We start from the raw sequence: 25,196 nt of genomic DNA, 5'->3' as shown, positions 1-25,196 counted from the left end.
CTCACAAGAGTAGCCATCCAGAATGCTCTATTTCCTCGGCCTGCTGGGCGAACAACTCGCCGCATTCAACGTCTTCCGCTACATCACCTTCCGAACGGCAGGTGCGGTGGTGACGGCGCTGTTCTTCGTCTTCCTGTTCGGGCCGGGAATGATCGCGCTGCTGCGCGTCAAGCAGGGACGCGGCCAGCCCATCCGTGAGGACGGACCGGCGGGACACCTGTTGACCAAGAAGGGTACGCCCACCATGGGCGGCCTGATGATCTTGTCGGGCGCGGTGATCTCCACGTTGCTGTGGTCCAACCTCAGCAACGGCTATGTATGGGTGGTCCTGTTCGTCACTGTCGGCTTTGGTGCCATCGGCTTTTACGACGACTATCTCAAGGTCAAGCGCATGAGCCATGCCGGGTTTGGCTCCAAGCAACGGCTGATCCTCGAGGCGCTGATCGGCGGTATTGCCGCCTTCGCCATCTCGCAGCTGGCGTCGGGAGCCTACGGCACATCGCTGCTGTTCCCCTTCGTCAAGGACCTCGCGGTCAATCTGGGTTATTTCTACATCCTTTTCGGCGGCTTCGTCGTGGTGGCGGCGGGCAATTCAGTGAACCTGACCGACGGTCTCGATGGCCTCGCCATCGTCCCGGTCATGGTCGCTGCGGCGTGTTTTGGCCTCATCGCCTACCTCGTCGGCTCGCAGAATTATGCCGACTACCTGCTCCTGAACTCTGTTCCCGGCACCGCCGAGCTGGCGGTCGTGTGCGGCGCGCTGATTGGTGCGGGCCTTGGCTTCCTGTGGTTCAACGCACCGCCGGCCCAAATCTTCATGGGTGATACCGGGTCGCTGGCCCTGGGCGGCGCACTCGGCACAATCGCCGTTGCTACCAAGCACGAGATCGTGCTGGCCATCATTGGCGGTCTCTTCGTGCTCGAGACGGTGTCGGTGATCGTGCAGGTCACATCGTTCAGGCTCACGGGCAAGCGCGTGTTCAAGATGGCGCCGATCCACCATCACTTCGAGCATCTGGGCTGGACCGAGAGCCAGGTGGTGATCCGGTTCTGGATCATTTCCTTCGTGCTCGCGCTGATTGGGCTATCCAGCCTCAAGCTTCGATAAAAGTCGACGGATCACGGCGCCGTGATCCGCTCTCCCGAAACCCATGGTCAATCTCACTCGTAGCTGCAGGTGACGATAGCGTTCGTCCCACAGCCATCCCCCGGCCGAAGCAACGGCCGAAAACGAGGAGACTTTCCGTGACTGCTACCGCCCGTCTTACACTGCTTGCAGCCGTTCTGGCATCGTCGACCGCATTCGCGGCATCTGCGCATGCAGCCCCCGCCGTCGGACTTGTCGACGGCAAGACCCTGGTGATGTTCGACACCGAAACCCGCGCCGTCTCGGGAACCATGGAGGTCACCGGCGTCGATGGCCTCGCAGGTATTGACGTGCGGCCTGCCGACAAGATGCTCTACGGTGTTTCGCTCGCTGGCGAAGTCGTCACCATCGATACCGCGACTGGTGCTGCAACGGTGAAGTCCACGCTCTCCGAAAAGCTCCCGAACTATGAGGGTGCCATCGTCGACTTCAATCCCATGGCCGATCGTCTCCGTCTGATGGGAACTGATGGCACCAATCATCGCGTCAACGTCGATGACGGCATGGTCACCGTCGATGGCTCGCTCGCGTTCGAGGCCGGCGACATGCACGAGGGTGAGACGCCGGCAATCGTTGCCGCTGCCTATACCAACTCGATCGGCAAGCCGGAAGCGACGGCCATGTACGACATCGACGCAACCATCGCCGCGCTGATCCAGCAGGTTGCGCCCAATGACGGTACGCTCAAGGCCATTGGCAAGCTGGGGGTTGAGGGCTCGAGCTATGCCTTGGATATCGCCGCCACCGAGGACCTGACCAACACCGCCTATCTGGTGGTCGACAACGTTCTGCATACCGTGGACCTCGAAACAGGAGCCGCCGAGGCTTGGGGCGCGATCGAGGGTGTCGAGGGCTCGATAAGCGATATCGCCATTCTTCAGTAAGTTTTTCGGCTGGCCGAAACCACATGGTGTCGGCCCACGTTCCTGATGCCAACCTGTGGACGCAGGACGGGCCCCGGCAATGCCGGGGCCTGTGCATTTCTGCTGTCGGATTCGCAAAACGCAAATGGCCTTGGCAAATCGGTAACCAAAGCACCGGTACAATTGTCAGCAGTTTGTATCGCGTTCCGGTCAGCCCACATGATGTTTTCCCGCGCCGAAAAGACCCCTCTAGCCGAGTGGTGGTGGTCGATTGACCGCGAGCTTCTGGGTGCTCTCATCATGCTTCTGGTCTGTGGCATGGTGCTCAGCTTCGGCGCCAGTCCGGCAGTGGCCGAGCGTATCGGAGTGGACGAATGGCACTTTGTCATCCGCCACGCCATGTTCTGCGCCCTGGCCGTGCCGGTGATGCTGGCGGCCTCGCTTCTCAATCATCGCCAGGCACGCCTTGCCGCCCTGGGCACCCTGATCGTGATGACGATCCTGCTCTGGGCGACGCTGCGTTTCGGTACCGAGGTCAAGGGCGCGCGCCGCTGGATGTCGTTCGGCGGTCAATCGATCCAGCCGTCCGAATTCGTCAAGCCGGCCTTTGCGGTCATCGGCTCATGGCTGGTGTCCGAATATATGATCCACCGCAATGTGCCGGGCCGATTCCTTGCCATGGTGCTCATGGGCATCATTGTTTCGGCGCTGCTTCTGCAGCCCGACCTCGGGCAGACGGCGCTGGTGATGGCGACCTGGGCCGTGCTGCTGTTTTTCTCCGGCATTTCGTGGTGGATCATCTTCGGACTTGCGGGTGCGGCCGGCGGACTGCTGTTTGGCGCCTATGCCTTCTTCCCCCATTTTGCCCGCCGCATCGATACGTTCCTCAATCCCGAAGGTGGTGGCAACACCTACCAAATCGACCGGGCGCTCCAGTCGCTAATGGAGGGCGGCTGGTTCGGCCGCGGCCCGGGTGAGTCCATCGCCAAAAAGCTGATCCCCGACGCGCATGCCGACTACGTGTTTTCGGCGGCCGCCGGCGAATTCGGCATTCTTTTCTGCATCGGCCTCGTCGGTCTTATCGCCTTTATCGTGATCCGCGCTCTGATCGCTGCACAAAGGCAGTCGAGCCTCTTCGCGCGCCTTGCTGCTTCAACCATCGCGGTGCAGTTCGCCATGCAGTCGGGCATCAATCTGGCGGTGAACCTCAATCTCATTCCGCCCAAGGGCATGACCCTCCCATTCGTGTCCTATGGCGGCACGTCCATGATCGCGGTGGCCTTCGGCATGGGGCTGATGCTGGCGCTGACCCGCACCAAGCCCGAAGAGCGCATGGTCACCGGCCTTCCCACTTACCGCAGCGCCGTGGTAGCCCCCGCCGAATGAAAACCTTTGTCCTCATCGCGGGCGGAACGGGTGGGCACCTGTTTCCGGCCATGGCCCTTGCCCAGGAGCTGATCCGTCGCGGTCACGCCGTCGAACTCATGACCGATCACCGGGTCGAGAGCTATGGCGCCGAATTTCCTGCGCGGCAGATCCACATCGTGCCCGCCGCGACCCCGTCGGGAGCAAATCCCATCAAGCTCGTTGGCGCAGGCTTCACCATTCTGCGCGGCATCCACACTGCATGGCACAAGCTGCGCAAGGTGCGACCGGATGCGGTTATCGGCTTCGGGGGCTATCCGACCTTTCCGCCATTCATCGCTGCCAACTTTCTCGGTATTCCCGGCATCCTGCACGAGCAGAACGCGGTGATGGGTCGTGCCAACAGGGCGCTTGCCCGGTTTGCCGACATCCTTGCCATGAGTTTCCCGACCACCCGCTTTGCAGATCAGCAAAGCCTCGAAAAAGTACTCACCGGCAATCCGGTGCGCGACCGCGTTCGGCCTTTGGCCGGCAAGCCTTATCCTGTGCTCGATACCAATGGCCCTATTCGCATCGTCATCACGGGCGGAAGCCAGGGTGCGCGTGTGCTTTCCGATGTCGTTCCCGCCGCCATCGCCCTCTTGCCCGATAGCCTGCGCCACCGCTTGCAGGTGGTTCAGCAGGCTCGCCCCGAAGATATCGACCGTGTGGCCGAAAGCTATCGCCAGTCCCGCACCAGCGTCGAGCTCGCTTCGTTCATTCCCGACCTGCCGGAACGGATCGGCGATGCGCACCTCGTGATCGGACGGGCAGGGGCCTCGACTATTACCGAGCTCTGCGTAATCGGACGTCCGGCCATCCTTATTCCGTTACCGGGATCGCTGGACGCAGACCAGAAATTCAACGCTCTGCATCTGCAGGAAGGCGGCGGCGGATGGGTGGTCGAGCAGGCCACGCTTTCACCGCAATCGCTTGCGACTCGACTGACCGAATTGCTGGCAGATCCGGACAAGCTCAATCGAGCAGCCTCTGCGGCCCAGAAGCTCGGTCAGCCACGAGCCGTCGAGAAACTCGCGGACCTGGCGGAGATGCTGGCCGGCAAACATACCCAGATCGAAGGGAGACCCACACAATGAAGATGCCCCGCAATATCGGGCCGGTTCATTTCATCGGCATTGGCGGCATCGGCATGAGTGGTATCGCCGAAATCCTCCACAATCAGGGCTATGTCGTCCAGGGCTCGGACGCGTCGCTCAATCCCAATGTGCAGCGCCTGCGCGAAATGGGGATTACCGTGGAGATCGGACAGAGCGGGGACAATCTCGGCAAGGCCGAGGTGGTCGTCGTTTCCTCGGCAATCAAGAAGGACAATCCTGAATTGATGGCCGCGCGTGCCCGTGCGCTGCCGGTCGTCCGGCGTGCGGAAATGCTGGCCGAAATCATGCGCTTCAAGACCGCCATCGCCATTGGTGGCACGCATGGCAAGACCACCACCACAACGCTGGTCGCCACCTTGCTCGACGCCGGCAATCTCGATCCGACGGTAATCAACGGCGGAATCATCAATGCCTATGGCACCAATGCGCGCCTCGGCGGAGGCGAATGGATGGTGGTCGAGGCGGACGAAAGCGACGGCACCTTTGTCAAGCTGCCCGCAGATGTAGCGGTGGTGACCAATATCGATCCCGAACACCTCGATCACTACGGCGATTTCGAAGGCGTCAGGAAGGCGTTCCACCAGTTCGTCGAGAACGTCCCGTTCTACGGCTTTGCGGTGATGTGCCTCGATCATCCGGAAGTGCAGGCGCTGGTCGGAGAAATCCGCGACCGTCGCGTCATCACCTATGGGCGAAATCCGCAGGCGGACGTGCGGCTGATCGATCTCGAAAATCGCGGTGGCATTCAGCATTTCTCCGTCGAGATCCGCGATCGGATCCGCCAGACGCAACTGCGCATCGATGGGCTGGAACTGCCCATGCCCGGTATCCACAACGCCCTCAACGCCACGGCTGCCATCGCTGTCGCCGATCAGCTCCATGTGCCGGCCGAGTCGATCCGCAAGGGCCTGCGCAATTTTACCGGGGTGAAGCGCCGCTTCACCAAGACTGGCGAGGTCGCGGGCGTCACCGTCATCGACGATTACGGCCATCATCCGGTGGAAATCTCTGCCGTGCTCAAGGCCGCCCGGCAGTCGGCCCGTCGTGATGTCGTCGCTGTGGTGCAGCCGCACCGCTACAGCCGCGTGCATGACCTGTTCGATGATTTCGCCGCCTGTTTCAACGATGCCGACACCGTCATCGTGGCGCCGATCTATGCTGCCGGCGAACAGCCGATCCCGGGTATCACACATGAAGAGCTGGTCAACCGCATCCGCGCTCGCGGCCATCGCGATGCCCGGGTCATCGACCGGCCCGAGGCACTGGCGCCGTTGCTGGCTTCGCGCGTTGCTGATGGCGACTATGTCGTTTGCCTTGGCGCGGGCAACATCACCCAATGGGCTGCGGCTTTGCCAGGTGAGCTGGAAGCGCTGATCGGCGAGACTGCCAAATGAGCAAGCATGTCGCCGTCCTGATGGGCGGGCTTTCCAACGAACGCCCCGTATCGCTCAGCACGGGCAAGGGCTGCGCCGACGCGCTGCGCCGGGCCGGTTATCGCGTCACCGAGATCGATGTCGGCTATGATGTGGCCGAGCGGTTGCGGGAGGTTGCGCCCGATGTTGCCTTCAACGCCCTGCACGGACGCTATGGCGAGGACGGGACGATCCAGGGCGTGCTCGAGTTTCTGCGCATTCCTTACACGCATTCCGGCGTACTCGCCTCGGGCCTGGCTATGGACAAGCATCAGGCCAAGATCATGCTCAAGGCCGCGGGCATTCCAGTGACCGACCACGTGATTGCCGGCCGCGCCGAGGTCGGGCGCTCGCACGTCATTGCGCCCCCCTATGTGGTCAAGCCAATTGCCGACGGGTCGAGCTTCGGAGTCATCATCGTCAAGTCCGACCAGTCGCATCCGCCGCAGGAAATACTGGGCGAGGACTGGACGGGTGGCGAAGAGCTGATGGTGGAGCGCTACATTCCGGGGCGTGAACTGACCTGTGCCGTGATGGGCGACGTGGCGCTGCCGGTCACGGAAATCGTGACCGATCTGAGCTTCTACAATTACGAAGCAAAATACGTCCAAGGCGGCTCGCGTCACATCCTTCCGGCAAACGTTAAACCTAAAATTTACGACAAAGTGCAAAAGCTTAGCCTTGCCGCTCATGCGGCTCTCGGCTGTCGGGGCATTACGCGGACGGACTTCCGCTACAATGACGCGGTGGGCGAGGATGGCGAACTCGTCTGCCTGGAAATCAATACCCAGCCAGGCATGACGCCGACCTCACTGGCGCCTGAACAGGCCGCCCATGTGGGGCACAGTTTCGAAGATCTGGTCGCCTGGATGGTGGAGGACGCGAGTTGCAACAGGTAAAGAGCGAGACCTTTCTCGCCGGAGCGCGGCTGGTAGATCCCCGCGCTCTGCCTGTTCCCGTTCGTCCGCGCAACAAACTCGCCAACCGCGTCAACCGCGCCTTTGTGCTGCACGGCAGGATGATCCGCCGCAGCATGATGGTGGCGGCGCTTTTGGCCGGCTGCATCGCGCTCTATCAGGTACGTGAGCCGATCGGTGCGCTCGCCGCAACGCTGGGCGACATGGCGCAGGGCAATTTTGCCCAGGCTGGTCTCGCCATCGGCGAGATCGTGATTTCGGGCCAAACCCTCACCAGCGAGCAGCAGATCTTCGATGCCCTCGGCATCCAGCCTCATACGTCCACCCTCGGCTTCGATGTAGAGGCGGCACGGCAACGCATCGCGGAACTGCCGGCGATCGAAACCGTCACCGTGCGCAAGAGTTATCCGGGCGACGTCACAGTTCTGGTCACCGAGAAGCAGCCGGTTGCACGCTGGGCAGTGGACGGCGTCACCTTCCTCATAGACGGGCGTGGCGAGCAGATCGGCGAGGCCAAGGGTGGCTATACCGGCTTGCCGCTGGTCATCGGCGATGGTGCGGCCGACGACGCGCTGGTGATGATCCGGGCACTGGCCAATTTTCCCGTGCTCGAAGAGCGTCTGGTGGCGCTTTCGCGCATTGCCGACCGCCGCTGGGACCTGATCTACGATACCGGCTTGCGGGTGCAACTGCCGGAGCAGGGCGTCGCCCAGGCCATGCGCCGCCTCGTGACCTACCAGACCGATTACGAACTCCTTGATCGCGACATAAGCATCATCGATCTGCGGATCGACAGCGTTGTCGCCGTTCGCCCCAACAAGCACGACGACACCGAAGACGCACAATCATGATGACCGATGCGATGACCTCAAGGCTGCGGCCGGTTCAGCCTGGCAAGACCACGCTGGTGGCAGTGCTCGATATCGGCTCGACCAAAATCTGCTGCGTCATCGCCCGGCTGGCGCCGCGTGCCGAAGGCAAGTCGCTTCGCGGCCGTACGCATCAGGCCGAGGTGATCGGTTTCGGCTATGGCCCGGCCTCAGGGGTCAAGAGCGGAGTCGTGACCGATATCGACAAGGCCGAGCAGGCTATCCGCAATGTCGTCGGCATGGCCGAGCGCGTTGCCGGGCTGACGCTCGAAACCGTTCTGGTCAATGTCACAGCCGGTCGCCTCGGCTCCGAAACCTTTTCGGCAGGCGTGTCGCTGGACGGGCAGGAAGTGGAGAAGGGCGATATCCTGCGCGTCCTCAAGGCGGTCAATTCCCGGTCCGTGCGCCCGGAACGATCGATCATCCATGCGTTGCCGATCGGTTACGCTTTGGATGGCCAGAAGGGCATCCGCGATCCCAAGGGGCTGGTCGGTGAGAAGCTGGGCGTCGACGTCGCCGTCGTGAGCGCCGAAACGCTGGCTATGCGCAATCTCGAACTCGTGCTGCACCGGTGCCACCTGCAGATCGAGGCGCTGGTCGCCACCCCTTACGCTTCCGGCCTGGCGACCCTGGTCGACGACGAGGCGCAGCTCGGCGTTGCCTGCATCGACTTCGGCGGGGCAACAACCACCGTTTCTGTCTTCAACGATGGCCACATGGTCTACGCAGACGCCATCGCCATCGGCGGTCATCACCTTACGCTCGACATCGCGCGGCAATTGTCGGTCAGCGTGATAGATGCCGAGCGCCTCAAGACCCTTCACGGCTCAGTGCTGCCCGGTCAGGCGGACGAGCGGGAGATGATCCCGATCCAGCCGGTGGGGGCTTCGCATGACGAGGCGCCCGGGCAGATCCCGCGCGCTGTGCTGACCCGCATTATGCGCCCGCGTATCGAGGAAATCCTTACGGCGATCCGCGATCGCATGCAGGCGACAGGTATGATGGACGTCTGCGGCCGCCGTTTCGTTTTGACGGGCGGCGCCAGCGAAATGACCGGCCTGCCCGAAGTGGCCCGTCGCACGCTCGCGCGAAATGTGCGCAATGGCCGCCCCATGGGCATTGCCGGGCTTCCGGAGATCGCAAAAGGCGCCGCTTTCGCCACCGTTGCGGGCATGCTGGTTTACCCGCAGGTCTGCTCGCAGGAATACATGGAGCCGCGTGGCACCCGGAAATTGACGGGCACCGACGGCTACATCGCCCGCGTCGGCAACTGGTTGCGATCGAGCTTCTAGGATCGAAGGCGGGGCAGGGCCGGTCGTTCGGACACTTGTCCAAAGGTCATCCGGGCGGGCAGGATCTCACCGGACGGCGGTTGGTGGTTAACGAGACCACAACAGGTAACCTCCGGTTGTCGCATTTTGCGCAAAAGTTAACCGGGAAGGTGCACTTGTTAGGGTGGGGTTAACGAATTGGCGGGTAAATCTTAACCAACCACGCCACTATGGGGCCACCTATGACCATCAATCTCACGATCCCAGACATCCAGGAACTCAAGCCCCGCATCACCGTGTTCGGTGCTGGTGGTGCCGGCGGTAACGCCGTCAACAACATGATCGAGTCCGGTCTGGATGGCGTCGATTTCGTCGTTGCCAATACCGACGCACAGGCACTCGCCCTGAGCAAGGCGCAGCGCATCATTCAGCTCGGTGTCGGTGTGACCGAAGGTCTGGGTGCCGGATCGCACCCGGAAGTGGGTCGCGCGGCTGCGGAAGAAAGCTGGGACGAGATCAATGATCATCTCAGTGGCTCGCATATGGTGTTCATCACCGCTGGTATGGGTGGCGGTACCGGTACCGGTGCTGCGCCGGTCATTGCCCGTGCCGCTCGCGAACAGGGCATTCTGACGGTTGGCGTGGTCACCAAGCCGTTCAATTTCGAAGGCAATCGCCGTGCGCGTCTGGCGGAAGACGGCATCGATGAGTTGCATCGCCATGTCGATACGCTGATCGTCATTCCGAACCAGAACCTCTTCCGCGTCGCCAACGAGAAAACCACGTTTGCCGACGCCTTTGCGATGGCCGACCAGGTGCTGTTTTCCGGCGTCGCCTGCATCACCGACCTGATGGTCAAGGAAGGCCTGATCAACCTCGACTTCGCCGACGTGCGCGCCGTGATGCGCGGCATGGGCAAGGCGATGATGGGTACCGGTGAAGCGTCGGGTGAAGATCGTGCTCGTCACGCTGCCGAGGCCGCCATTGCCAATCCGCTGCTCGACGATGTGTCTATGCATGGTGCCCGTGGTCTGCTGATCTCGATTACCGGCGGTCCGGACCTGACCCTTTACGAAGTCGACGAAGCGGCCAGCCGCATCCGCGAGGAAGTCGACGCCGACGCCAACATCATCCTTGGCGCAACCTACGATCCGAACCTCAACGGCACGATCCGCGTGTCGGTCGTTGCCACCGGCACCGATGCTGCCATGGTCCAGGCCATGGAGCCGCCGAAGCCCAATGCTTCGCGCACCCCGCTGTCGGTCAAGCGCCACGTTCCGGCCGAGCGCTCGGTCATCCCGCAGGCCGCTCCGGCGCCTGTGATGGAATTCGAAGCCGAGGAAATCGGTCACCAGGTCGAGGCCGCCGTGGCCGAAGCCTTCGCCGCTCATCAGCCGGCACCGTCCTATGCCCAGGAAGACGACGGCATCCTGGTCGAGCCCTATGTGCCCGCCGCTGAGTCGCTCGTCGAGCCGGAAGAGGCTCCGGTTCTTCAGGAACAGCCGATTCCCAGCGTTTATGTGCCCTCTCACGCTGCTCGTCCCGAGGGACAGCGCCGCATGCCGCGTACCGAAGAGCTGCCGGTTGTTGCGCGCCGGACACAGGAAGCGCAGGAACGTCAGGTCGAAGAGCCGCGCAATGCCCGTGCTCTCTTCAAGCGCCTGGCCTCCAATGTCGGTCTCAATCTCGGACAGCAACAGGCAGAGACCCGCGCCGAGCCAAAGGCTTCCATGGCTGACGATGCCGCTGCCCGCAGCGCCATTGAAGCTGGCGGCGCAAGGACTTCCCGTGTCGCTCCGCCCGCCGAGGGCGCGCGCGGCCAGCTGGATAACCAGGGCCGCGCACCCGCGGCTCCGGCCCAGAAGGAGCATCTCGAAATTCCGGCCTTCCTGCGCAAGCACGGTTGATCCGGCGTTGAACATCAACGAAAAGCTCTCTCGGTGCGGCTTCCGCACCGAGTTTTTTTTGGCTAACAGTTCTTTGAGCGCACCGGCGGAGCATTTCCAGGCATGAACAAACTTTCCACGCGCCAGCGCACGCTTGCTGGCGAGGTCAGCTTTTCGGGCTATGGCGTGCACAGCGCGCAGCCGGTGACGCTGTCCATGGCGCCTGGCGCGCCGGACAGTGGCTACATGATCCGGCGCGACCTGGGTAACGGCGCGTTCACCAGGCCGGTGCAGGTGCACCATTCGCGCGTCACGCGCACCACGCTCTGCACCACGCTCGACCTGGGCAACAGCTACAGTGTCGCGACGGTCGAGCACGTGGTTTCGGCCCTTTCCGGCATGGGCGTCGACAACGTTCTGATCACGCTCGATGGACCGGAATGCCCGATCATGGACGGTTCGGCTCATCCGTTCGCGTCCGCTATTCTGGCGGTGGGCCTGGAAGTCCAGCCGGCGCAGAAGAAATTCCTCAAGATCGTGCGCGCCGTCACTGTGCGCAACAACGACGCGTTTGCCGCGCTCGAGCCCTATAACGGACGGGCCCTCGACCTCGAAATCGACTTCGATTCCAAGGTGATCGGCCGGCAGCGGATGATTTTCGACTGGACGCCGCGCCGCTATTTCGAGGACGTTTCGCAGGCCCGCACCTTCGGCTTCGTGCGCGATGCAAAGATATTGCGCCAGGCCGGTTATGCGCTGGGCTCCAGCCTCGACAATTCCATTACGCTGCATGAGGACCGCGTCCTCAATCCGGGTGGCTTGCGCTACGAAGACGAATTCGTGCGCCACAAGTTGCTCGATGCCATCGGCGACCTGTCGTTGGGTGGTCTGGCCATCTGGGGCAAGTTCCGCTCCTACAAGGGCGGCCACGCGCTCAATGCGCACGTCCTGGCCTCGCTCTTTTCCAGCGAAGCCAATTATGAAATAGTCGAGGCCGAAGACCTGCCGCTGGAATTCGAGAGTTTCGAAGACCAGCCGGATGGCCTTGAAGTCCATCACTACTTGCGGTCCGTACGCTGAGGGGGCCGGGCGGTCCTTCAGCCACGCCACAGTTTTGATCCAATTGCCAAATAGGCCCGCAGTCTTGCTGCGGTATGATTTTGAACGGGGCAGTTCGTGAAGCTTGACGTTGTGAGCCAGTATTCCAGCCGGGCCATCCGGTTCGCTGCCATGGGCCTGATGGCCGTGGTCCTGACGGCCTGTGCAGGCGGGGGACTGTTCGGTCCCGTGAAGCTCAAGGAAGAGCCGATCGTTCCGGCGCAGAGCCTCTACCAGGGCGCGCTAGATGACATGGACCGTCAGTATTACCAGACCGCCATCGAAAAGCTTGAAAAGCTCGAGCGTCAGCATCCGCGCGATCCGCTGACCGAGAAGGGCAAGCTGATGCAGGTCTATGCGAATTATCGCATCGGCAAGTTCGACGAAGCCATTCTTGCTGCCGACCGCTACATGGCGCTCTACCCGTCGAGTTCGGAAATGGCCTACGTGCTCTGGCTCAAGGGCACGTCCTATTACGCTCAGATCAAGGACATCACGCGCGACCAGCAACTGTCGCGCGACGCCATCGACACCTATAATCTGCTGATCAACAATTATCCCAAGTCCGAACATGCGGCGGACGCCAAGGAAAAGCTGCTCGTCGCCTACGATCAGCTGGCCGGCAAGGAAATGTCAGTTGGTCGCTACTATCAGGGCAATGGCCAGTATGCTGCCGCCATCAACCGTTTCCGCGAAGTGGTGGAACGCTGGCAGACTTCGACCCATATCGAGGAAGCCCTCTATCGCCTCACCGAGACCTATTTGCTGCTCGGCCTATCGAATGAAGCCATGTCGGCCGCCGCTGTCCTGGGCCACAATTATCCGGCGAGCGACTGGTACAAGCGCGCTTTCGAAGTGCTCGGCAAGCAGGGCCTTGCCCCACAGCTCAATTCTGGCAGCTGGCTGGCGGCACACCGCAGCTAAGCATAACCAAATCGATGTTGCTATTTTGTTCCGGGGCGCTATCATGCGTCCCGGTTTCGTTTGTACGGTCTAAATTGTGGACGACGCCGCGCTCCGGGGCGGCTTCGCGACAGCCGATGCTACAAGCGGGACCAGTCAGTGGTGGCCACGGGAAGAAACGCGCATGCTGAACGCGCTCTCAGTCCGCAATATCGTCCTTATCGACCAGCTCGATCTCGCCCTCGATTCCGGCATGACGGTGCTCACCGGTGAAACCGGCGCCGGCAAATCCATCCTGCTTGACGCCTTGACCCTGGCACTTGGGGGCAGGGGTGATGCGTCGCTGGTCAGACAGGGGCAGGACAGCGGCCAGGTGGTGGCTGTGCTGGAACTGGCTGTTGATCACCCGGCACGGGCGCTCCTGCGAGACAATGCCATTGCCGACGACGAAGACGTTATCCTGCGCCGTGTGCAGTTTGCCGATGGGCGGACCCGGGCCTTCATTAACGACCAGCCGGTCTCGGCTTCGCTTTTGCAGAAGGTTGGAAGTCAGATCGTCGAAATCCATGGACAGCATGATGACCGTGCCCTGGTCGACGTGGCGACTCACCGGGCCGCCCTCGATGCGTTCGGTGAGTTGGCCTCGGAGGCCAATGCGGTACGCGAATGCTGGGCGCATCTGGTCGAGGCGCAGCAAGCGGTGGCCGAACAGCGGGCCTTGGTGGCCGAAGCTGTGGCCGCCGAGGATTATGCCCGCCATGCCGTGGAAGAGCTGGGTAAGCTGAAGCCGGTGGCGGGCGAGGAGGGGGAACTCGCTGAACGGCGCCAGCAATTGCAGCAGGCCGAGAAGGCCGCATCCGATGTCGTGGAAATCGACGAAATTCTCAATGGACCCAATGCACCGAGCCCCGCCCTGGCGTCGCTGATGCGGCGATTGATGCGCAAGATCGATGGTGGGTCTACGCTGTTCCAGCCCATTGTCGATGCGCTTGATGCGTCCCTCGTGACGCTGGACCGGACCACCGATGCGCTTGAAGACCTGAAGCGCGAAATGGCCTTCGACCCCGGCGAATTAGAGGCGGTGGAAGAACGCCTGTTTGCGTTGCGGGCAGCGGCCCGAAAGCACCAGACCACGCCGGACGAACTCGTGGTTGTCCTCGAAAAGTATCAGGGCGATCTCGACACGCTGCAAAGCGGTGAAAGCCGGCTCAAGGCGCTTGAGGTCGAGGAGACGGCCGCACGAGCCCGCTATCGCGAGGTTGCGGACATTCTCAGCGCGGGACGGAGGGCCGCTTCCCAGGCGCTCAGCAGCGCTGTCGAGGCGGAGCTGCCCGATCTCAAGCTCGGTGCGGCGCGTTTCATCGTCGACCATCAGGTCGATGCGGACCGGATTGCGGCGACGGGCTTCGACCAGATCGCCTTCCATGTTCAGACCAATCCTGGCACTGCCGCTGGTCCCTTGCTCAAGGTCGCTTCGGGCGGCGAGCTCAGCCGGTTCCTGCTGGCTCTCAAGGTGGTTCTGGCCGATCGGGGCTCAGCCCCGGTCCTGGTGTTTGACGAAATCGACACCGGCGTGGGCGGTGCTGTGGCCGATGCGATCGGTCGGCGTCTCGCGCGCCTTGCCTCCAACGTGCAGGTTTTGACAGTAACTCATGCGCCGCAGGTCGCGGCCCGCGCCAATCGCCACCTGCTGATCGAAAAGCAGATGGTGGAAGAGGGCGCCTTCATGCGCACGCATGTGAAGCCGTTGGACAAGCCGGCCCGCCAGGAAGAGGTGGCGCGCATGCTCGCTGGTGCGGAGATCACCAACGAAGCCCGTGCTGCTGCCAAGAAATTGCTCGGAGCCGTGGGATAGGGCTGGGTTGTGGCTCCCTCCCGGCCTCCCCCTGAAGAAGAGGGAGTCCGTCTCAGAGTGAGCACGGACTTTGTACGTCCCATTCTGTCCCTCCCCCTATCAGGGGAAGGCCAGGTGGGGGTATCTTCCTAGCCAGAATCCCCGTTCGAGTAAGCCCATGTCCGATCTTCCCCTCAAAGACGTTTCCGACCTCAGCGAAGCCGAGGCCCGCGACGAACTGGAGCGGTTGGCCGCGGCCATTGCCGAGGCGGATCTCGCCTATCACCAGAATGACGCACCGGAGATCACTGACGCCGAGTACGACGCCTTGCGCGTCCGCAATGCCGAGATCGAGACGGCCTTTCCCGATCTCGTGCGCAGCGACAGTCCCACGGGGAAAGTCGGTGCGGCTCCCGCCGAAGGCTTTTCCAAGGTCCGGCACGCCGTGCCGATGCTCAGCCTTGCCAAAGCTTACACCGATGACGATGTCGCCGATTTCATCGAGCGCGGCCGGCGCTTTTTCCAGAAGGACGAGGGACTGGAACTGGCCTTCACTGCCGAACCCAAGATCGACGGCCTTTCCGCATCGCTCCGATACGAAAACGGCGTCTTCGTGCAGGGCGCGACCCGGGGTGACGGTTCGGTAGGCGAGGACATTACCGCAAATCTCAGGACCATTGCCGACATCCCGCACAAGCTATCCGGATCAGGCTGGCCGGAGGTGATCGAAATTCGCGGCGAGGTCTACATGACCTATGCTGAATTCCAGGCCCTGAAGGAGCGTTCGGCCGCCGCGGGCGGGCAGAACTACGTCAATCCGCGCAACACGGCGGCGGGCTCCCTGCGCCAGAAGGATCCATCGGTCACCGCGAGCCGCAACCTCAGGTTCTTCGCCTATGCCTGGGGCTTTACCACTGAGGATCCGGCGCCGACCCAATACGAGGCCGTCCAGAAGTTCGCGGAATGGGGCTTCCAGATTAGCCCTCTGATGGCGCGGGCCAAGTCGGTGGACGAGCTCATTGCTCACTATCACAAGATCGAAGAGCAGCGGGCGTCGCTCGGCTACGACATCGACGGCGTGGTCTACAAGGTCGACCAGCTCGAGCTGCAGCGCCGATGGGGTTTCGTGACCGGCGAACCGCGATGGGCGGTGGCACATAAATTCCCGGCGGAGCGGGCGACGACGCGCGTACGCGACATTGAAATCCAGGTGGGCCGCACAGGCACCCTGGCGCCCGTCGCGCGGCTCGATCCGGTGGGCGTCGGCGGGGTCACAGTGGTCAACGTGACGCTCCACAACGAGGACTATATTGCCGGGCGCGACAGCAATGGCCTGCCGATCCGCGAGGGCAAGGACATCCGCATCGGCGATACCGTGACGATCCAGCGCGCCGGCGACGTCATTCCGCAGATCGTCGATGTTCTGCTCGACAAGCGTCCGAAGGATGCCGAGCCGTATCACATGCGCGATACCTGTCCGGTCTGCGGGTCGCCGGCCGTTCGGGAAATCAACGAGAAGACCGGCAAGGAAGATTCGCGCCGACGCTGCACGGGTGAACTGATCTGTCCCGCTCAGGCCGTCGAAAGCCTCAAGCACTTCGTCTCGCGCGGCGCCCTCGATATCGAGGGCCTTGGTGCGGAGAATATCGAACTCTTCTTCGCCAGGGGGCTCGTGAAGACCCCGGCTGATATCTTTGCGCTCAAGACCCGACGCGCCGAGGTCCAGCAGGCCCTGGCGCACCGTCGCGAGGAGCAAGCCCGGGCGCGCGAGGACGCCTCGGGCAAGACGCGCAAAAACGTCCGTGCCGTTGAAGAGCGCAACTACGAAGGGCTCGACAAGCTCTTTTCCGCCATCGATGCGCGGCGTGAGCCTGAGCTCGACAGGTTCATCTTTTCGCTCGGGATCAGGCATATCGGCGAGACAACTGCTGCAGTGCTCGCGCGGACCTTCTCGAGCATCGACGAATTGCGCGCCAAGGGCATCGAGGCGGCCGCCGCGAGCGGCGATCTGCACCAGGTCTTTCCGTCGGTGAACGGCCTCGGCGATACCGTATGGGAAGCGTTGCGCGATTTCTTCGACAACCCGCAGAACGTGGAAGCGCTCGACAGGCTCTTGGTGGAGGTGAAACCAAAGGACTACGTCGTCACCATCTCCGCCGACAGCCAGGTAGCGGGGAAAACCGTGGTGTTCACCGGCACGCTCGAAAAAATGTCACGATCCGAAGCCAAGGCTATGGCCGAGAGGGTGGGCGCGAAGGTGGCCGGATCGGTTTCGGCCAAGACCGATATCCTGGTGGCCGGTCCCGGTGCAGGTTCCAAGCTGAAGGCGGCGCAGGAGCTGGGCGTGGAGGTCATCAGCGAGGACGAGTGGTTCGCGCGCGTCGGTAAGTAGATTTCGGGAGAATCGTGTGAAGCACTGGATGATTGCGACTGCGGCGCTGACGCTGGCATCTTCGGCCGTGCAGGCAGGTGAAAGCGGCGACCAGCTCGCGGCCAGCCTCTACGATGGCTCGCTAAGCCAATTGGCCGAGCAGGGGCAGCCCGGTTGCGATGCCGGAGAGGGCGACGCCTGTTTCTTACTGGGTCTTGATAGCCTGATTTCGGGATATGAGACCTTTGCGCAGGCGCTCTATCGCCATGGCGCCGTGTCGCCGGATCTTTCGCCCCTGGCGCTTGTGCTGGGGTCGGGCATCGAGGCCGGTGCAACCCCGGCCAATCCCGATCCCGAGCCACTCACCTACGATCAGTTGCGCGACATCCTCGACGATTTCGTCACTGCCCTCGACGCTGCTGCCGTGCACATGCAGCAGGCCGGGGAGGGCACCGACTTCGTCATTCCCATCGATCCGCTGCTTGTGCGCATCGACCTCGACGGCGACGGCGAGCGTGGTGAGACTGAAACGCTGGGCGTCCTCCTGGCCGGTCTCGGCGATTTTGCGCTGCCCGAGGTGTCGGAAAAGAGCAAATCGAAGGGCGTGACCACACCGCCCGAGTTCATCGTGGGCTTCGACAACGCCGATGCGATCTGGTTCGCGGGTTATGCAAATGTCACCGCTGCGCCGTTCGACCTGACTCTGGCGCACGATTTTTCGGCCTTCTTCGATGCCTACCTGCACCGCCTGTTCCCGGAAGCGGGCTTGCCGCTGGCCGAATTCGGTCGGGGCTCGACGCTGATGGTGGACCCGACGAGCGATGCCATGATCGCCGACCTCGTGGCGGCCCTCCATACGGCGAACTTCCCCGTCATCGACCAGACGCGGCTGGCGGGCGTGCGCGAGCGGCTGCTCGCCATCACCAGCCTCTCCCGGAAAAACTGGGAAATGATCCTGGCCGAAACCGACGACAACAGGGAGCTCGTTCCCGCGCCGAGCCAGACCTCGATCATCCCGGGGCAGTCGGTGACGCAGGAGATCGTCGATGCCTGGCTCGCCACCCTCGACCAGGTCGACCTGATCCTCGAGGGTGAGTTGCTGCTGCCGCATTGGCGCTTCACCAAGGGCTTCGACCTCAAGGCGTATTTCGATACGGCCACGAAGACCGATATCGTGATGCTGTTCACCGGCCATGACGCCCTGCCGTACCTCGCCGACGGGCCAATCGCGGATGCCGAAAGTTTCAGCGAACTCAACCGCGTCATGGGCGACGACTGGCCCTTCTTTGCGCTCTGGTTCAACTGAAGGGACGACCTCCGGTGCTCGCTCCAGAGGTCGCCCAGACGATCAGATCGCCTTGGTGGCCTGCGCCAGCCAGTTCTTGACCTCTCCAGTCACGCGCGGCCCGATTTCAGCCCAGACCTTGGCATGGAAGGCATTGAGCCAGTCCACTTCGCCCGGTGTCAGCAGCGACCGGTCAATCAGCCTTGTATCGATCGGGGCCAGGGTGATCGTTTCGAACTCGAGATAGCCGGGGAAGCGGTCCGCGTCGCGCACTACGATGAGGTTTTCGATGCGAATGCCGTATTCCCCGGTCTTGTAGAAGCCCGGCTCGTTGGACAAGACATTGCCCGCTTCCAGCGGCGTCGCGTAGCGTGACGAGATGCCGACCGGCCCCTCGTGCACGCCCAGAAATGCCCCGACGCCGTGGCCGGTGCCGTGGTTGTAGGTCACGCCATCCTGCCAGAGGAACTGGCGCGCCAGAATATCGATCTGGGCGCCGCTGGTGCCCCGTGGGAAGCGGGCCTGCGAGATGGCGATCATGCCCTTGAGGACGCGGGTATAGCGATCCTTCTGTTCAGCGGTGGCGGAGCCGGTGAAGAGGGTGCGGGTGATATCGGTGGTCCCCGACAGATATTGCGCGCCGCTATCGAGCAGCATCAGTTCCCCGGCCTGCAGAATGCGGTCGGTCTTGGTGGTCACTCGGTAGTGGACGATTGCGCCATTGGGGCCGGCTCCCGAAATGGTATCGAAGCTGGCGTCGACGCAGGTTTCGTCCTCGCGACGAAAGCTTTCGAGCGCGGTCACGATGCCGATTTCGGTGAGCTGCCCCTTGGGCGCCTCGCTGTCGAACCAGTGGAGGAACTTGGCCAGCGCCACGCCGTCGAGGCGATGCGCCTCCCGCATGCCCGACAGTTCCACCTCGTTCTTGACCGACTTGGGGCCAAGCACAGGATCGCGTTTCTCGATCAGTTTTGCCCCGGCGTTGCCCAGTGTATCGGCAACGGCGGCGGGGGCCGATTGGGGATCGATCAGTACGGTCTTTGCCGCCGCGCCCAAGGCCTCAAGATCGGTGGCGAAACGGTTGGCGTCTGCCACTTCAGCGACGCCCTCAAGCGCTTTATGCAGTTCCGGCGTGATCTTGGCAGCGTCCAGGTAAAGCGTCGGACGGCCCGCATCGGGCACGATCGCGAAACCAAGGACGAAGGGCGTGTTGGGGACATCGCGCCCGCGCATGTTCAGCAGCCAGCAGATGCTCTCGGGCAGGGTCAAAACGACGGCGTCCGCATGGTCGGACACCAGTGCTTTCTGGAGATCCGCGATCTTGTCGGAAGCCGACTTGCCGGCGCGATTGTGGCCGAGAAATTCGATCGGCGAGACCGGTGCGCCGGGGCGGTCCTTCCAGATGGCGTCGACGAGGTTGGCATGCGGCACGACCTGCGCATGGCCCGAGAGTTTTTGCGCGATATCGCGCACCTCGCCCGGCGTGTGCAGCCACGGATCATAGGCCAGCGTGCCACTCTTTGGCACGTAGAGGCGGACGTCCTCGCTGATGCCGCCCTGACCGGTTTCATGCACCGTCACAAGGCTGGTATCGGTCTGGGCAGGCGCCTGAAGCGTGTAGCGGCTGTCCACGAACAGGCCGGCTTTTTCGGAGCCTACGACCGCCAGGCCCGCCGATCCGGTGAAGCCGGTGATGTACGCGAGACGCGCCTCGCCGGGGGGGACCGATTCACCGCGATGGGCATCGGCGCGCGGAATCAGAACGGCGTCGATACCCGCCTTGTGCATGGCTTGCCTGAGTTGACTCAGTCGCGGGGCAACATTGGAAGGATCGGATTTTTCGTCAAAGCTCTGGAAAACAGCGGGTTGGAAAGTCTGGGATGCCATTATCTGTCCTTGGCCCATGCTCGAGCGAAATGCACTCGGAGCATGGCTGTTCTGTCGTCTTGGGTCTGGTCCCGTGTAAGGGGGGACCTATCTTAAGGTCAGGAAACAGGAGACGGATGAAATGAGCAAGCAGAACAATATCTTCCAGCGTGCCCTCGAAGCGATCGTCGAAGGCCGTACCCGCCAGGCCCAGCGCTATGTCGCACAGTTCGAGCGCAGCCATGGTCATGACCGCAAGGTAAACGGGCGTTAATCCTGCCCTGCAGAACCGGCATGGCTGGTTTGCCTGCCAAGGGCTTACCAGGCCTCAGCAAACAGCCTAGATAGGCATTGTCGGGTGGCAACAGACCGCCCGTCGCATGGAGTATAAGATGACCGAGAGCAAGAATGGTTTCCGCAGCGCATTGGGTGGTCTTATCGACGCTCGTGGCCGCGAAGCCTCCCGCCAGGTCAGCTACCGCATGCAGCATCAGTTGATCGGCGCTGTCACCAAGCGCCCGTAAGGCTGCTGCTGCACCGAAGCTGACGATCAAACCGATCCCCGAAGCCTGCTTCGGGGATTTTCTTTTTGGCAAAGCGTTCAGAGGCCCCCCGGCCTACCCTACTGCAAGGGGCGGCTGGGTGAGGTGCCCTCACGCCCGTTCCAGCACCAGCGTCGTCCAGTCCTTGCGCTTCAAATGGTCCTTGAGCGCAAAGCCGGCGTTCTGGTAGGCGGCGATGACGCCGTCAGCCTGTGTATTGAGGATGCCCGAAAGGATTGCGGTCCCGCCTTTCTGGGTGATGCCGCCAACCCCGGGCGCAAGGTCGGTGAGCGGGCCGGCCAGAATATTGGCGACCACCAGATCATACGGAGCCCGTGCCGCGATTTCGGGGTGGTCGAGACCGGTAGCCTCGATGGCGTCGATCTGTTCTCCCACGCCGTTCTCCACCGCGTTGTCGACTGTCGTCGTCACGGCGATGGGGTCGATGTCGGTGGCGAGAATGACAGCCTCCAGCCGCTTTGCGAGGGCGATGGCCAGGACGCCCGTGCCGGTTCCGATATCGATCATGCGCGCGGGAGTGCGCTCGGTCAGCAGGGTCTCGATGGCCTCGAGGCACCCCGTCGTCGTTTCGTGGTGCCCGGTCCCGAAGGCCTGTGCGGCGTCGATCTTCATCGGGGTAAGGCCATCGGGGATGGGGCCGGTCTCATGGCTACCGTAGACGTAAAAGCCACCGGCAATGACGGGGGCCAGACCCTCGAGCGATTTGGCGACCCAGTTGATCTCCGGATCGATCGCCTCGACGGTGAAAGTGACGTCTCCCCCGAGCACTTGGCGGGCCAGTTCAGAAAATGATTCAAGATCGGGAGGGCTGTCGCAGGTGGCTTCGAACACCCATTCACCGGTTTCCTCGTTTTCATGCGCTGATACGGTCAGCGCCAGCTCGTCATTTTCCGACACGGCGTCGACCAGCGCATAGGCCTGCTCTTTGGTAAGGGCGTTTGACGAGAGCTGATCGACGGACATGGAAACCTCAAATGGCGTTTGTGCCATTGGGGCAGCAGTCGCCGATCTGTCAACTCCGGAGGCTTTGGTGAGGTCTCGCGGCCGAAAAGAAAAGGCCCGGCGCTTGAGCCGGGCCTTCTGTTATCAGTGATGATGCTCGGGCATCGACTTGAGCTGGTCCTTGGTCCATCCGGTCACCGCGTGGACGTCGCCATCCTCGTCGCGCATGAATTCCAGGTCGCTGAGCGGAACCGCGACCGGCTTGGCGCCCAGGCCCAGGAAGCCGCCGACATCGATGATGACCGTGTCGAGACCGTGTACATGGTCGACCTTGCCCACCTTGTGGTCGTCGGCACCATAGATCGTGGCGCCTTCAAGGATCGAGGGTGTCAGCTCGGACGATGACAGGCGAACGTGATTGGTGTGGTCCATCGGGCAATCCTTTCGGGTTTGGACCCAATCAACATCCGGGTGGACCTATCCGTTCCATCAGAGTTTGACGGCGGTCCCCGATACCGAAACCATCAACATCGAGCCATTCTGGCCGACGACTTCATAGTCGATGTCGATGCCTACCACCGCGTCCGCCCCCATTCTCCGGGCTTCTTCCGCCAGTTCGCGATAGGCCTGCTGTCGCGCGTCGCGCAATGTCGACTCGTAGGCGCCCGCCCGGCCGCCGACGATGTCGCGAATGCCGGCGAACAGATCCTTGAAGATATTGGCGCCGACGATGACTTCGCCTGTTGCGATGCCGAGATAGTCGCGGATCGGGCGGCCTTCGAGGGTGGGCGTGGTCGAGAGAATCATGGGTTTCCTCCTGCTGTGTGGAGGATGTGGAGATGATCCTGCCGATAACAAGGGCAGGGGCCAGGAGGGAATCTCGCCCCAGCCACAGTCGCCCCGTCTCACCCCTTGCGGATGAAACTCTCCAGCACCTTCTTGGTACCGGCCTTTTCAAAATCGATGGTCAGCTTGTTGCCTTCGATCTGGATGACTTCACCATAGCCGAACTTGAGGTGGAACACGCGCTCGCCCAGCTTGTAGCCGCTGGATTCGCCGCCCAGATCGACCGAGCGGGCCACGAGTTCGCCTTCGATCGTCAGCGGGCCGCCGCCCTTGCGGCTTTCCTGGTTGGCGCGGGCGCGCTTCCAGCCCGGCGTCTCATAGACGCTCTCGAATGGATCGGCCTTGTTGAAGCGGCTCGCAGCGCCGCCGCCATAGCTATAGCCGCCGTAGGCCGAGCCCTTGTCGGTGACTTCCACAGCGTCGGGAGGCAACTCGTCGATGAAGCGGCTCGGGATGGCCGATTGCCAGAGGCCATGGATGCGCCGGTTCTGCGCGGCCGAGATGCGGACCCGCTTGCGTCCACGGGTTATCCCGACATAGCCCAGCCGCCGCTCTTCCTCGAGCCCGGCGCGACCGCTTTCGTCCATGGATCGCTGACTGGGGAACGTCCCATCCTCCCAACCCGGCAGGAATACGGTGTCGTATTCCAAGCCCTTGGCCGAGTGGAGGGTCATGATGGTCACGGCGTCGCTGGCGTCGGCGCTGTCCCGGTCCATCACCAGGGCAATGTGTTCGAGAAAGCCGCCGAGCGTGTCGAATTCCTCCATGGAGCGGCTGAGTTCCTTGAGGTTTTCCTTGCGCCCTTGGCTCTCGACGGATTTCTCGGCCTCGAGCATGTCGGTATAGCCGCTTTCTTCCAGGATGTTTTCGACCAGCTGATAGGGCTTGAGGCTTTCGCTGCGCCAGGCCCAGTCGTCGAACTGGGCGATCAGTGCCCGCAGCGTCGTGCGCTGCTTGGGCTTGAGTTCCTCGGTTTCGACCAGCATGCGCGTCGCTGCCAGGAGCGGCACTTTCATGCCGCGCGCGGTTTCCATCAGCATCTTGACGGTGGAGTCGCCGATGCCGCGCTTGGGGACGTTGACGATGCGCTCGAAGGCGAGGTCGTCGGCCGGTTGCGCCACCAGCCGCAGATAGGCCAGGGCGTCGCGGATTTCCTTGCGTTCGTAGAAGCGGGGGCCGCCGACGACGCGATAGTTGAGGCCGAGCGTGATGAAACGCTCTTCGAATTCGCGCATCTGGAACGAGGCGCGGACGAGGATGGCCATGGAATTGAGCGGTTCGCCCTGTCGCTGAAACTGCTCGATTTCCTCGCCGATGGTGCGCGCTTCTTCCTCGGAGTCGTAGACCTGCGTGAAGGAGACCAGATCGCCGCCATCGGCGACATCGGTGAACAGGGTCTTGCCGAGCCGCCCTTCGTTGAAGGCGATCAGTGTCGAGGCTGCTTTGAGGATGTTGGCGGTGGAGCGATAGTTGCGCTCCAGCTTGATGACCTTGGCGCCGGGGAAGTCCGTTTCGAAGCGCAGGATGTTGTCCACCTCGGCGCCGCGCCAGCCATAGATGGACTGGTCGTCGTCACCCACCACGCAGATGTTGGCTTCCGCGGCGGGCTTGCCCTGCGCGAGCAAACGCAGCCACAGATACTGGGCGGTGTTGCTGTCCTGATACTCGTCCACCAGCATGTACTTGAACTTGCGATGGTACTCGGCCAGCACATCCGGGTTCTCGCGGAACAGACGGATGCATTCGAGCAGCAGGTCACCGAAATCGGCGGCATTGAGCGCCTTCAGGCGCGCCTGATAGTCGTGGTAGAGCCTGCCACCCTTGCCATTGGCGTAGTAGCTGCTGTCGGCTGCGGGCACGTCCTTGGGCTGCAATCCGCGGTTCTTCCAGGCGTCGAGCATGCCAGCGAACTGTCGGGCCGGCCAGCGTTTTTCGTCGATGTTTTCCGCGGCCAGCAGCTGCTTGATCAGCCGGATCTGGTCGTCGGTATCGAGAATGGTGAAAGTGGATTTGAGGTCGACGAGTTCGGCATGCTTGCGCAGGATTTTTGCCGACATGGAGTGGAAGGTGCCCATCCACTGTAGCTCAGGGAGCGGCTTAACAAACGAGTCAATCCGAACCTTCATCTCGCGCGCTGCTTTGTTGGTGAACGTCACCGCGAGAATTTCCCATGGCTGCGCTCTGCTTTCGAGCAGGATGTGGGCAATTCTAGTGATGAGAACCCTTGTCTTCCCTGTTCCTGCACCAGCGAGCACGAGCAGTGGACCATCGGTCGCCAGAACTGCTTCACGCTGCTCTGGATTTAGCCCAGCTAGATAGTCCACTTTCGCGGAGTACTTGCCCTGCCGCTGTAGTTGGCTTGTGATGGGCCCACCCATAGGGCGATATGCGGGTACGGGTTCAGTCATGCTGCTTTGTGTTCCAAGGGTGCGGGCCACGTGGGGCGAGGGCGCCGGACCTTGATGAATCTCATTTTGTTCTTTTGCGCAATATAGGGCGCGTGGCCGCTCCTGTATAGAAGTCCGGACTGTCACGGCATTGTCACGGCAGTGTCATCGATCTGTTTCGGCACATGCCTAATGGGCTCCGCATCGTTCCTGG

21 protein-coding genes are annotated in these 25,196 nt (G+C 62.4%); 16 read left to right on the top strand and 5 right to left on the bottom strand.

The window, feature by feature from the left end; all coding sequences use genetic code 11:
* Positions 1–22: 22 nt before the first annotated feature.
* The 14 genes from mraY to CCK88_RS08450 all read left to right on the top strand — a co-directional run bounded on the left by mraY (position 23) and on the right by CCK88_RS08450 (position 18,399).
* Positions 23–1,108 (top strand): phospho-N-acetylmuramoyl-pentapeptide-transferase, encoded by a 1,086-nt coding sequence (gene mraY, locus CCK88_RS08515; RefSeq protein ID WP_086470019.1) that lies wholly within the window; start codon positions 23–25, stop codon positions 1,106–1,108.
* A 137-nt stretch (positions 1,109–1,245) separates the two neighbouring features.
* Positions 1,246–2,031 carry a DUF4394 domain-containing protein gene (locus CCK88_RS08510; RefSeq protein WP_086470018.1) on the top strand — a complete coding sequence of 262 codons (786 nt, stop codon included), beginning with the start codon at positions 1,246–1,248 and terminating at the stop codon, positions 2,029–2,031.
* A 198-nt stretch (positions 2,032–2,229) separates the two neighbouring features.
* A complete protein-coding gene (locus tag CCK88_RS08505; RefSeq protein WP_425290617.1) occupies positions 2,230–3,396 on the top strand; it encodes an FtsW/RodA/SpoVE family cell cycle protein in 1,167 nt (388 codons plus the stop codon).
* Positions 3,393–4,511: an undecaprenyldiphospho-muramoylpentapeptide beta-N-acetylglucosaminyltransferase gene (gene murG, locus CCK88_RS08500; protein ID WP_086470017.1), complete on the top strand. Its 1,119-nt coding sequence runs from the start codon at positions 3,393–3,395 to the stop codon at positions 4,509–4,511. Before CCK88_RS08505 ends, murG begins: the two co-directional genes overlap by 4 nt.
* Positions 4,508–5,926, top strand: coding sequence for a UDP-N-acetylmuramate--L-alanine ligase (gene murC / locus CCK88_RS08495; RefSeq protein WP_086470016.1), 1,419 nt, complete (start codon positions 4,508–4,510; stop codon positions 5,924–5,926). Before murG ends, murC begins: the two co-directional genes overlap by 4 nt.
* Positions 5,923–6,843: a D-alanine--D-alanine ligase gene (locus CCK88_RS08490; protein WP_086470015.1), complete on the top strand. Its 921-nt coding sequence runs from the start codon at positions 5,923–5,925 to the stop codon at positions 6,841–6,843. The genes murC and CCK88_RS08490 overlap by 4 nt, the downstream gene beginning before the upstream one ends.
* Positions 6,831–7,712, top strand: coding sequence for a cell division protein FtsQ/DivIB (locus CCK88_RS08485; RefSeq protein ID WP_086470014.1), 882 nt, complete (start codon positions 6,831–6,833; stop codon positions 7,710–7,712). Before CCK88_RS08490 ends, CCK88_RS08485 begins: the two co-directional genes overlap by 13 nt.
* Entirely contained in the window at positions 7,709–9,022 is a 1,314-nt protein-coding gene (gene ftsA, locus CCK88_RS08480; RefSeq protein WP_086470013.1) for a cell division protein FtsA, read from the top strand. The genes CCK88_RS08485 and ftsA overlap by 4 nt, the downstream gene beginning before the upstream one ends.
* Positions 9,023–9,243: 221 nt before the next feature.
* Positions 9,244–10,908, top strand: coding sequence for a cell division protein FtsZ (gene ftsZ / locus CCK88_RS08475; protein WP_086470012.1), 1,665 nt, complete (start codon positions 9,244–9,246; stop codon positions 10,906–10,908).
* 102 nt (positions 10,909–11,010) lie between these two features.
* Positions 11,011–11,967 (top strand): UDP-3-O-acyl-N-acetylglucosamine deacetylase, encoded by a 957-nt coding sequence (gene lpxC / locus CCK88_RS08470; protein ID WP_086470011.1) that lies wholly within the window; start codon positions 11,011–11,013, stop codon positions 11,965–11,967.
* A gap of 96 nt (positions 11,968–12,063) precedes the next feature.
* Positions 12,064–12,909, top strand: coding sequence for an outer membrane protein assembly factor BamD (locus CCK88_RS08465; RefSeq protein WP_086470010.1), 846 nt, complete (start codon positions 12,064–12,066; stop codon positions 12,907–12,909).
* A gap of 163 nt (positions 12,910–13,072) precedes the next feature.
* A complete protein-coding gene (gene recN / locus CCK88_RS08460; protein WP_086470877.1) occupies positions 13,073–14,743 on the top strand; it encodes a DNA repair protein RecN in 1,671 nt (556 codons plus the stop codon).
* A gap of 157 nt (positions 14,744–14,900) precedes the next feature.
* On the top strand, positions 14,901–17,114 hold the full coding sequence (gene ligA, locus CCK88_RS08455; RefSeq protein WP_086470009.1) for an NAD-dependent DNA ligase LigA: 2,214 nt from the start codon (positions 14,901–14,903) through the stop codon (positions 17,112–17,114).
* Between the two features lie 16 nt (positions 17,115–17,130).
* Positions 17,131–18,399: a hypothetical protein gene (locus tag CCK88_RS08450; protein WP_140048930.1), complete on the top strand. Its 1,269-nt coding sequence runs from the start codon at positions 17,131–17,133 to the stop codon at positions 18,397–18,399.
* 42 nt (positions 18,400–18,441) lie between these two features.
* Here the strand turns inward: CCK88_RS08450 and CCK88_RS08445 are convergent, their stop codons facing one another.
* Positions 18,442–20,265: an aminopeptidase P family protein gene (locus tag CCK88_RS08445; protein WP_086470007.1), complete on the bottom strand. Its 1,824-nt coding sequence runs from the start codon at positions 20,263–20,265 to the stop codon at positions 18,442–18,444.
* 121 nt (positions 20,266–20,386) lie between these two features.
* On the opposite strand from CCK88_RS08445, the gene CCK88_RS18775 reads away from it, so the two are divergent.
* On the top strand, positions 20,387–20,518 hold the full coding sequence (locus CCK88_RS18775; RefSeq protein ID WP_280173813.1) for a hypothetical protein: 132 nt from the start codon (positions 20,387–20,389) through the stop codon (positions 20,516–20,518).
* A gap of 118 nt (positions 20,519–20,636) precedes the next feature.
* Positions 20,637–20,768, top strand: coding sequence for a hypothetical protein (locus CCK88_RS18770; protein ID WP_268905699.1), 132 nt, complete (start codon positions 20,637–20,639; stop codon positions 20,766–20,768).
* Between the two features lie 129 nt (positions 20,769–20,897).
* Here the strand turns inward: CCK88_RS18770 and CCK88_RS08440 are convergent, their stop codons facing one another.
* The 4 genes from CCK88_RS08440 to CCK88_RS08425 all read right to left on the bottom strand — a co-directional run bounded on the left by CCK88_RS08440 (position 20,898) and on the right by CCK88_RS08425 (position 25,003).
* Entirely contained in the window at positions 20,898–21,770 is an 873-nt protein-coding gene (locus CCK88_RS08440; protein WP_170926397.1) for a 50S ribosomal protein L11 methyltransferase, read from the bottom strand.
* A gap of 123 nt (positions 21,771–21,893) precedes the next feature.
* The gene (locus CCK88_RS08435; RefSeq protein ID WP_086470005.1) at positions 21,894–22,181 is read right to left on the bottom strand and encodes a PRC-barrel domain-containing protein; all 288 of its coding nucleotides are present in this window, start codon (positions 22,179–22,181) and stop codon (positions 21,894–21,896) included.
* Between the two features lie 57 nt (positions 22,182–22,238).
* On the bottom strand, positions 22,239–22,556 hold the full coding sequence (locus tag CCK88_RS08430; RefSeq protein WP_086470004.1) for a heavy metal-binding domain-containing protein: 318 nt from the start codon (positions 22,554–22,556) through the stop codon (positions 22,239–22,241).
* A 98-nt stretch (positions 22,557–22,654) separates the two neighbouring features.
* Positions 22,655–25,003: an ATP-dependent helicase gene (locus CCK88_RS08425; protein ID WP_086470003.1), complete on the bottom strand. Its 2,349-nt coding sequence runs from the start codon at positions 25,001–25,003 to the stop codon at positions 22,655–22,657.
* Between the last annotated feature and the right edge of the window lie 193 nt (positions 25,004–25,196).

It is taken from the genome of Devosia lucknowensis (assembly GCF_900177655.1).
GTDB lineage: Bacteria > Pseudomonadota > Alphaproteobacteria > Rhizobiales > Devosiaceae > Devosia > Devosia lucknowensis.
Note: the sequence above shows the minus strand (reverse complement) of the source record. Positions and strands in the feature narration are given on the sequence as shown.

What these genes read in the sequence shown, in the direction of transcription:
- mraY (WP_086470019.1), top strand. Translation starts at nt 23, where the DNA reads ATGCTCTATTTCCTCGGCCTGCTGGGCGAACAACTCGCCGCATTCAAC.
- CCK88_RS08505 (WP_425290617.1), top strand. Translation starts at nt 2,230, where the DNA reads ATGATGTTTTCCCGCGCCGAAAAGACCCCTCTAGCCGAGTGGTGGTGG.
- murG (WP_086470017.1), top strand. Translation starts at nt 3,393, where the DNA reads ATGAAAACCTTTGTCCTCATCGCGGGCGGAACGGGTGGGCACCTGTTT.
- murC (WP_086470016.1), top strand. Translation starts at nt 4,508, where the DNA reads ATGAAGATGCCCCGCAATATCGGGCCGGTTCATTTCATCGGCATTGGC.
- CCK88_RS08490 (WP_086470015.1), top strand. Translation starts at nt 5,923, where the DNA reads ATGAGCAAGCATGTCGCCGTCCTGATGGGCGGGCTTTCCAACGAACGC.
- ftsA (WP_086470013.1), top strand. Translation starts at nt 7,709, where the DNA reads ATGATGACCGATGCGATGACCTCAAGGCTGCGGCCGGTTCAGCCTGGC.
- ftsZ (WP_086470012.1), top strand. Translation starts at nt 9,244, where the DNA reads ATGACCATCAATCTCACGATCCCAGACATCCAGGAACTCAAGCCCCGC.
- lpxC (WP_086470011.1), top strand. Translation starts at nt 11,011, where the DNA reads ATGAACAAACTTTCCACGCGCCAGCGCACGCTTGCTGGCGAGGTCAGC.
- recN (WP_086470877.1), top strand. Translation starts at nt 13,073, where the DNA reads ATGCTGAACGCGCTCTCAGTCCGCAATATCGTCCTTATCGACCAGCTC.
- ligA (WP_086470009.1), top strand. Translation starts at nt 14,901, where the DNA reads ATGTCCGATCTTCCCCTCAAAGACGTTTCCGACCTCAGCGAAGCCGAG.
- CCK88_RS08445 (WP_086470007.1), bottom strand. Translation starts at nt 20,265, where the DNA reads ATGGCATCCCAGACTTTCCAACCCGCTGTTTTCCAGAGCTTTGACGAA.
- CCK88_RS18775 (WP_280173813.1), top strand. Translation starts at nt 20,387, where the DNA reads ATGAGCAAGCAGAACAATATCTTCCAGCGTGCCCTCGAAGCGATCGTC.
- CCK88_RS18770 (WP_268905699.1), top strand. Translation starts at nt 20,637, where the DNA reads ATGACCGAGAGCAAGAATGGTTTCCGCAGCGCATTGGGTGGTCTTATC.
- CCK88_RS08440 (WP_170926397.1), bottom strand. Translation starts at nt 21,770, where the DNA reads ATGTCCGTCGATCAGCTCTCGTCAAACGCCCTTACCAAAGAGCAGGCC.
- CCK88_RS08435 (WP_086470005.1), bottom strand. Translation starts at nt 22,181, where the DNA reads ATGGACCACACCAATCACGTTCGCCTGTCATCGTCCGAGCTGACACCC.
- CCK88_RS08430 (WP_086470004.1), bottom strand. Translation starts at nt 22,556, where the DNA reads ATGATTCTCTCGACCACGCCCACCCTCGAAGGCCGCCCGATCCGCGAC.
- CCK88_RS08425 (WP_086470003.1), bottom strand. Translation starts at nt 25,003, where the DNA reads ATGACTGAACCCGTACCCGCATATCGCCCTATGGGTGGGCCCATCACA.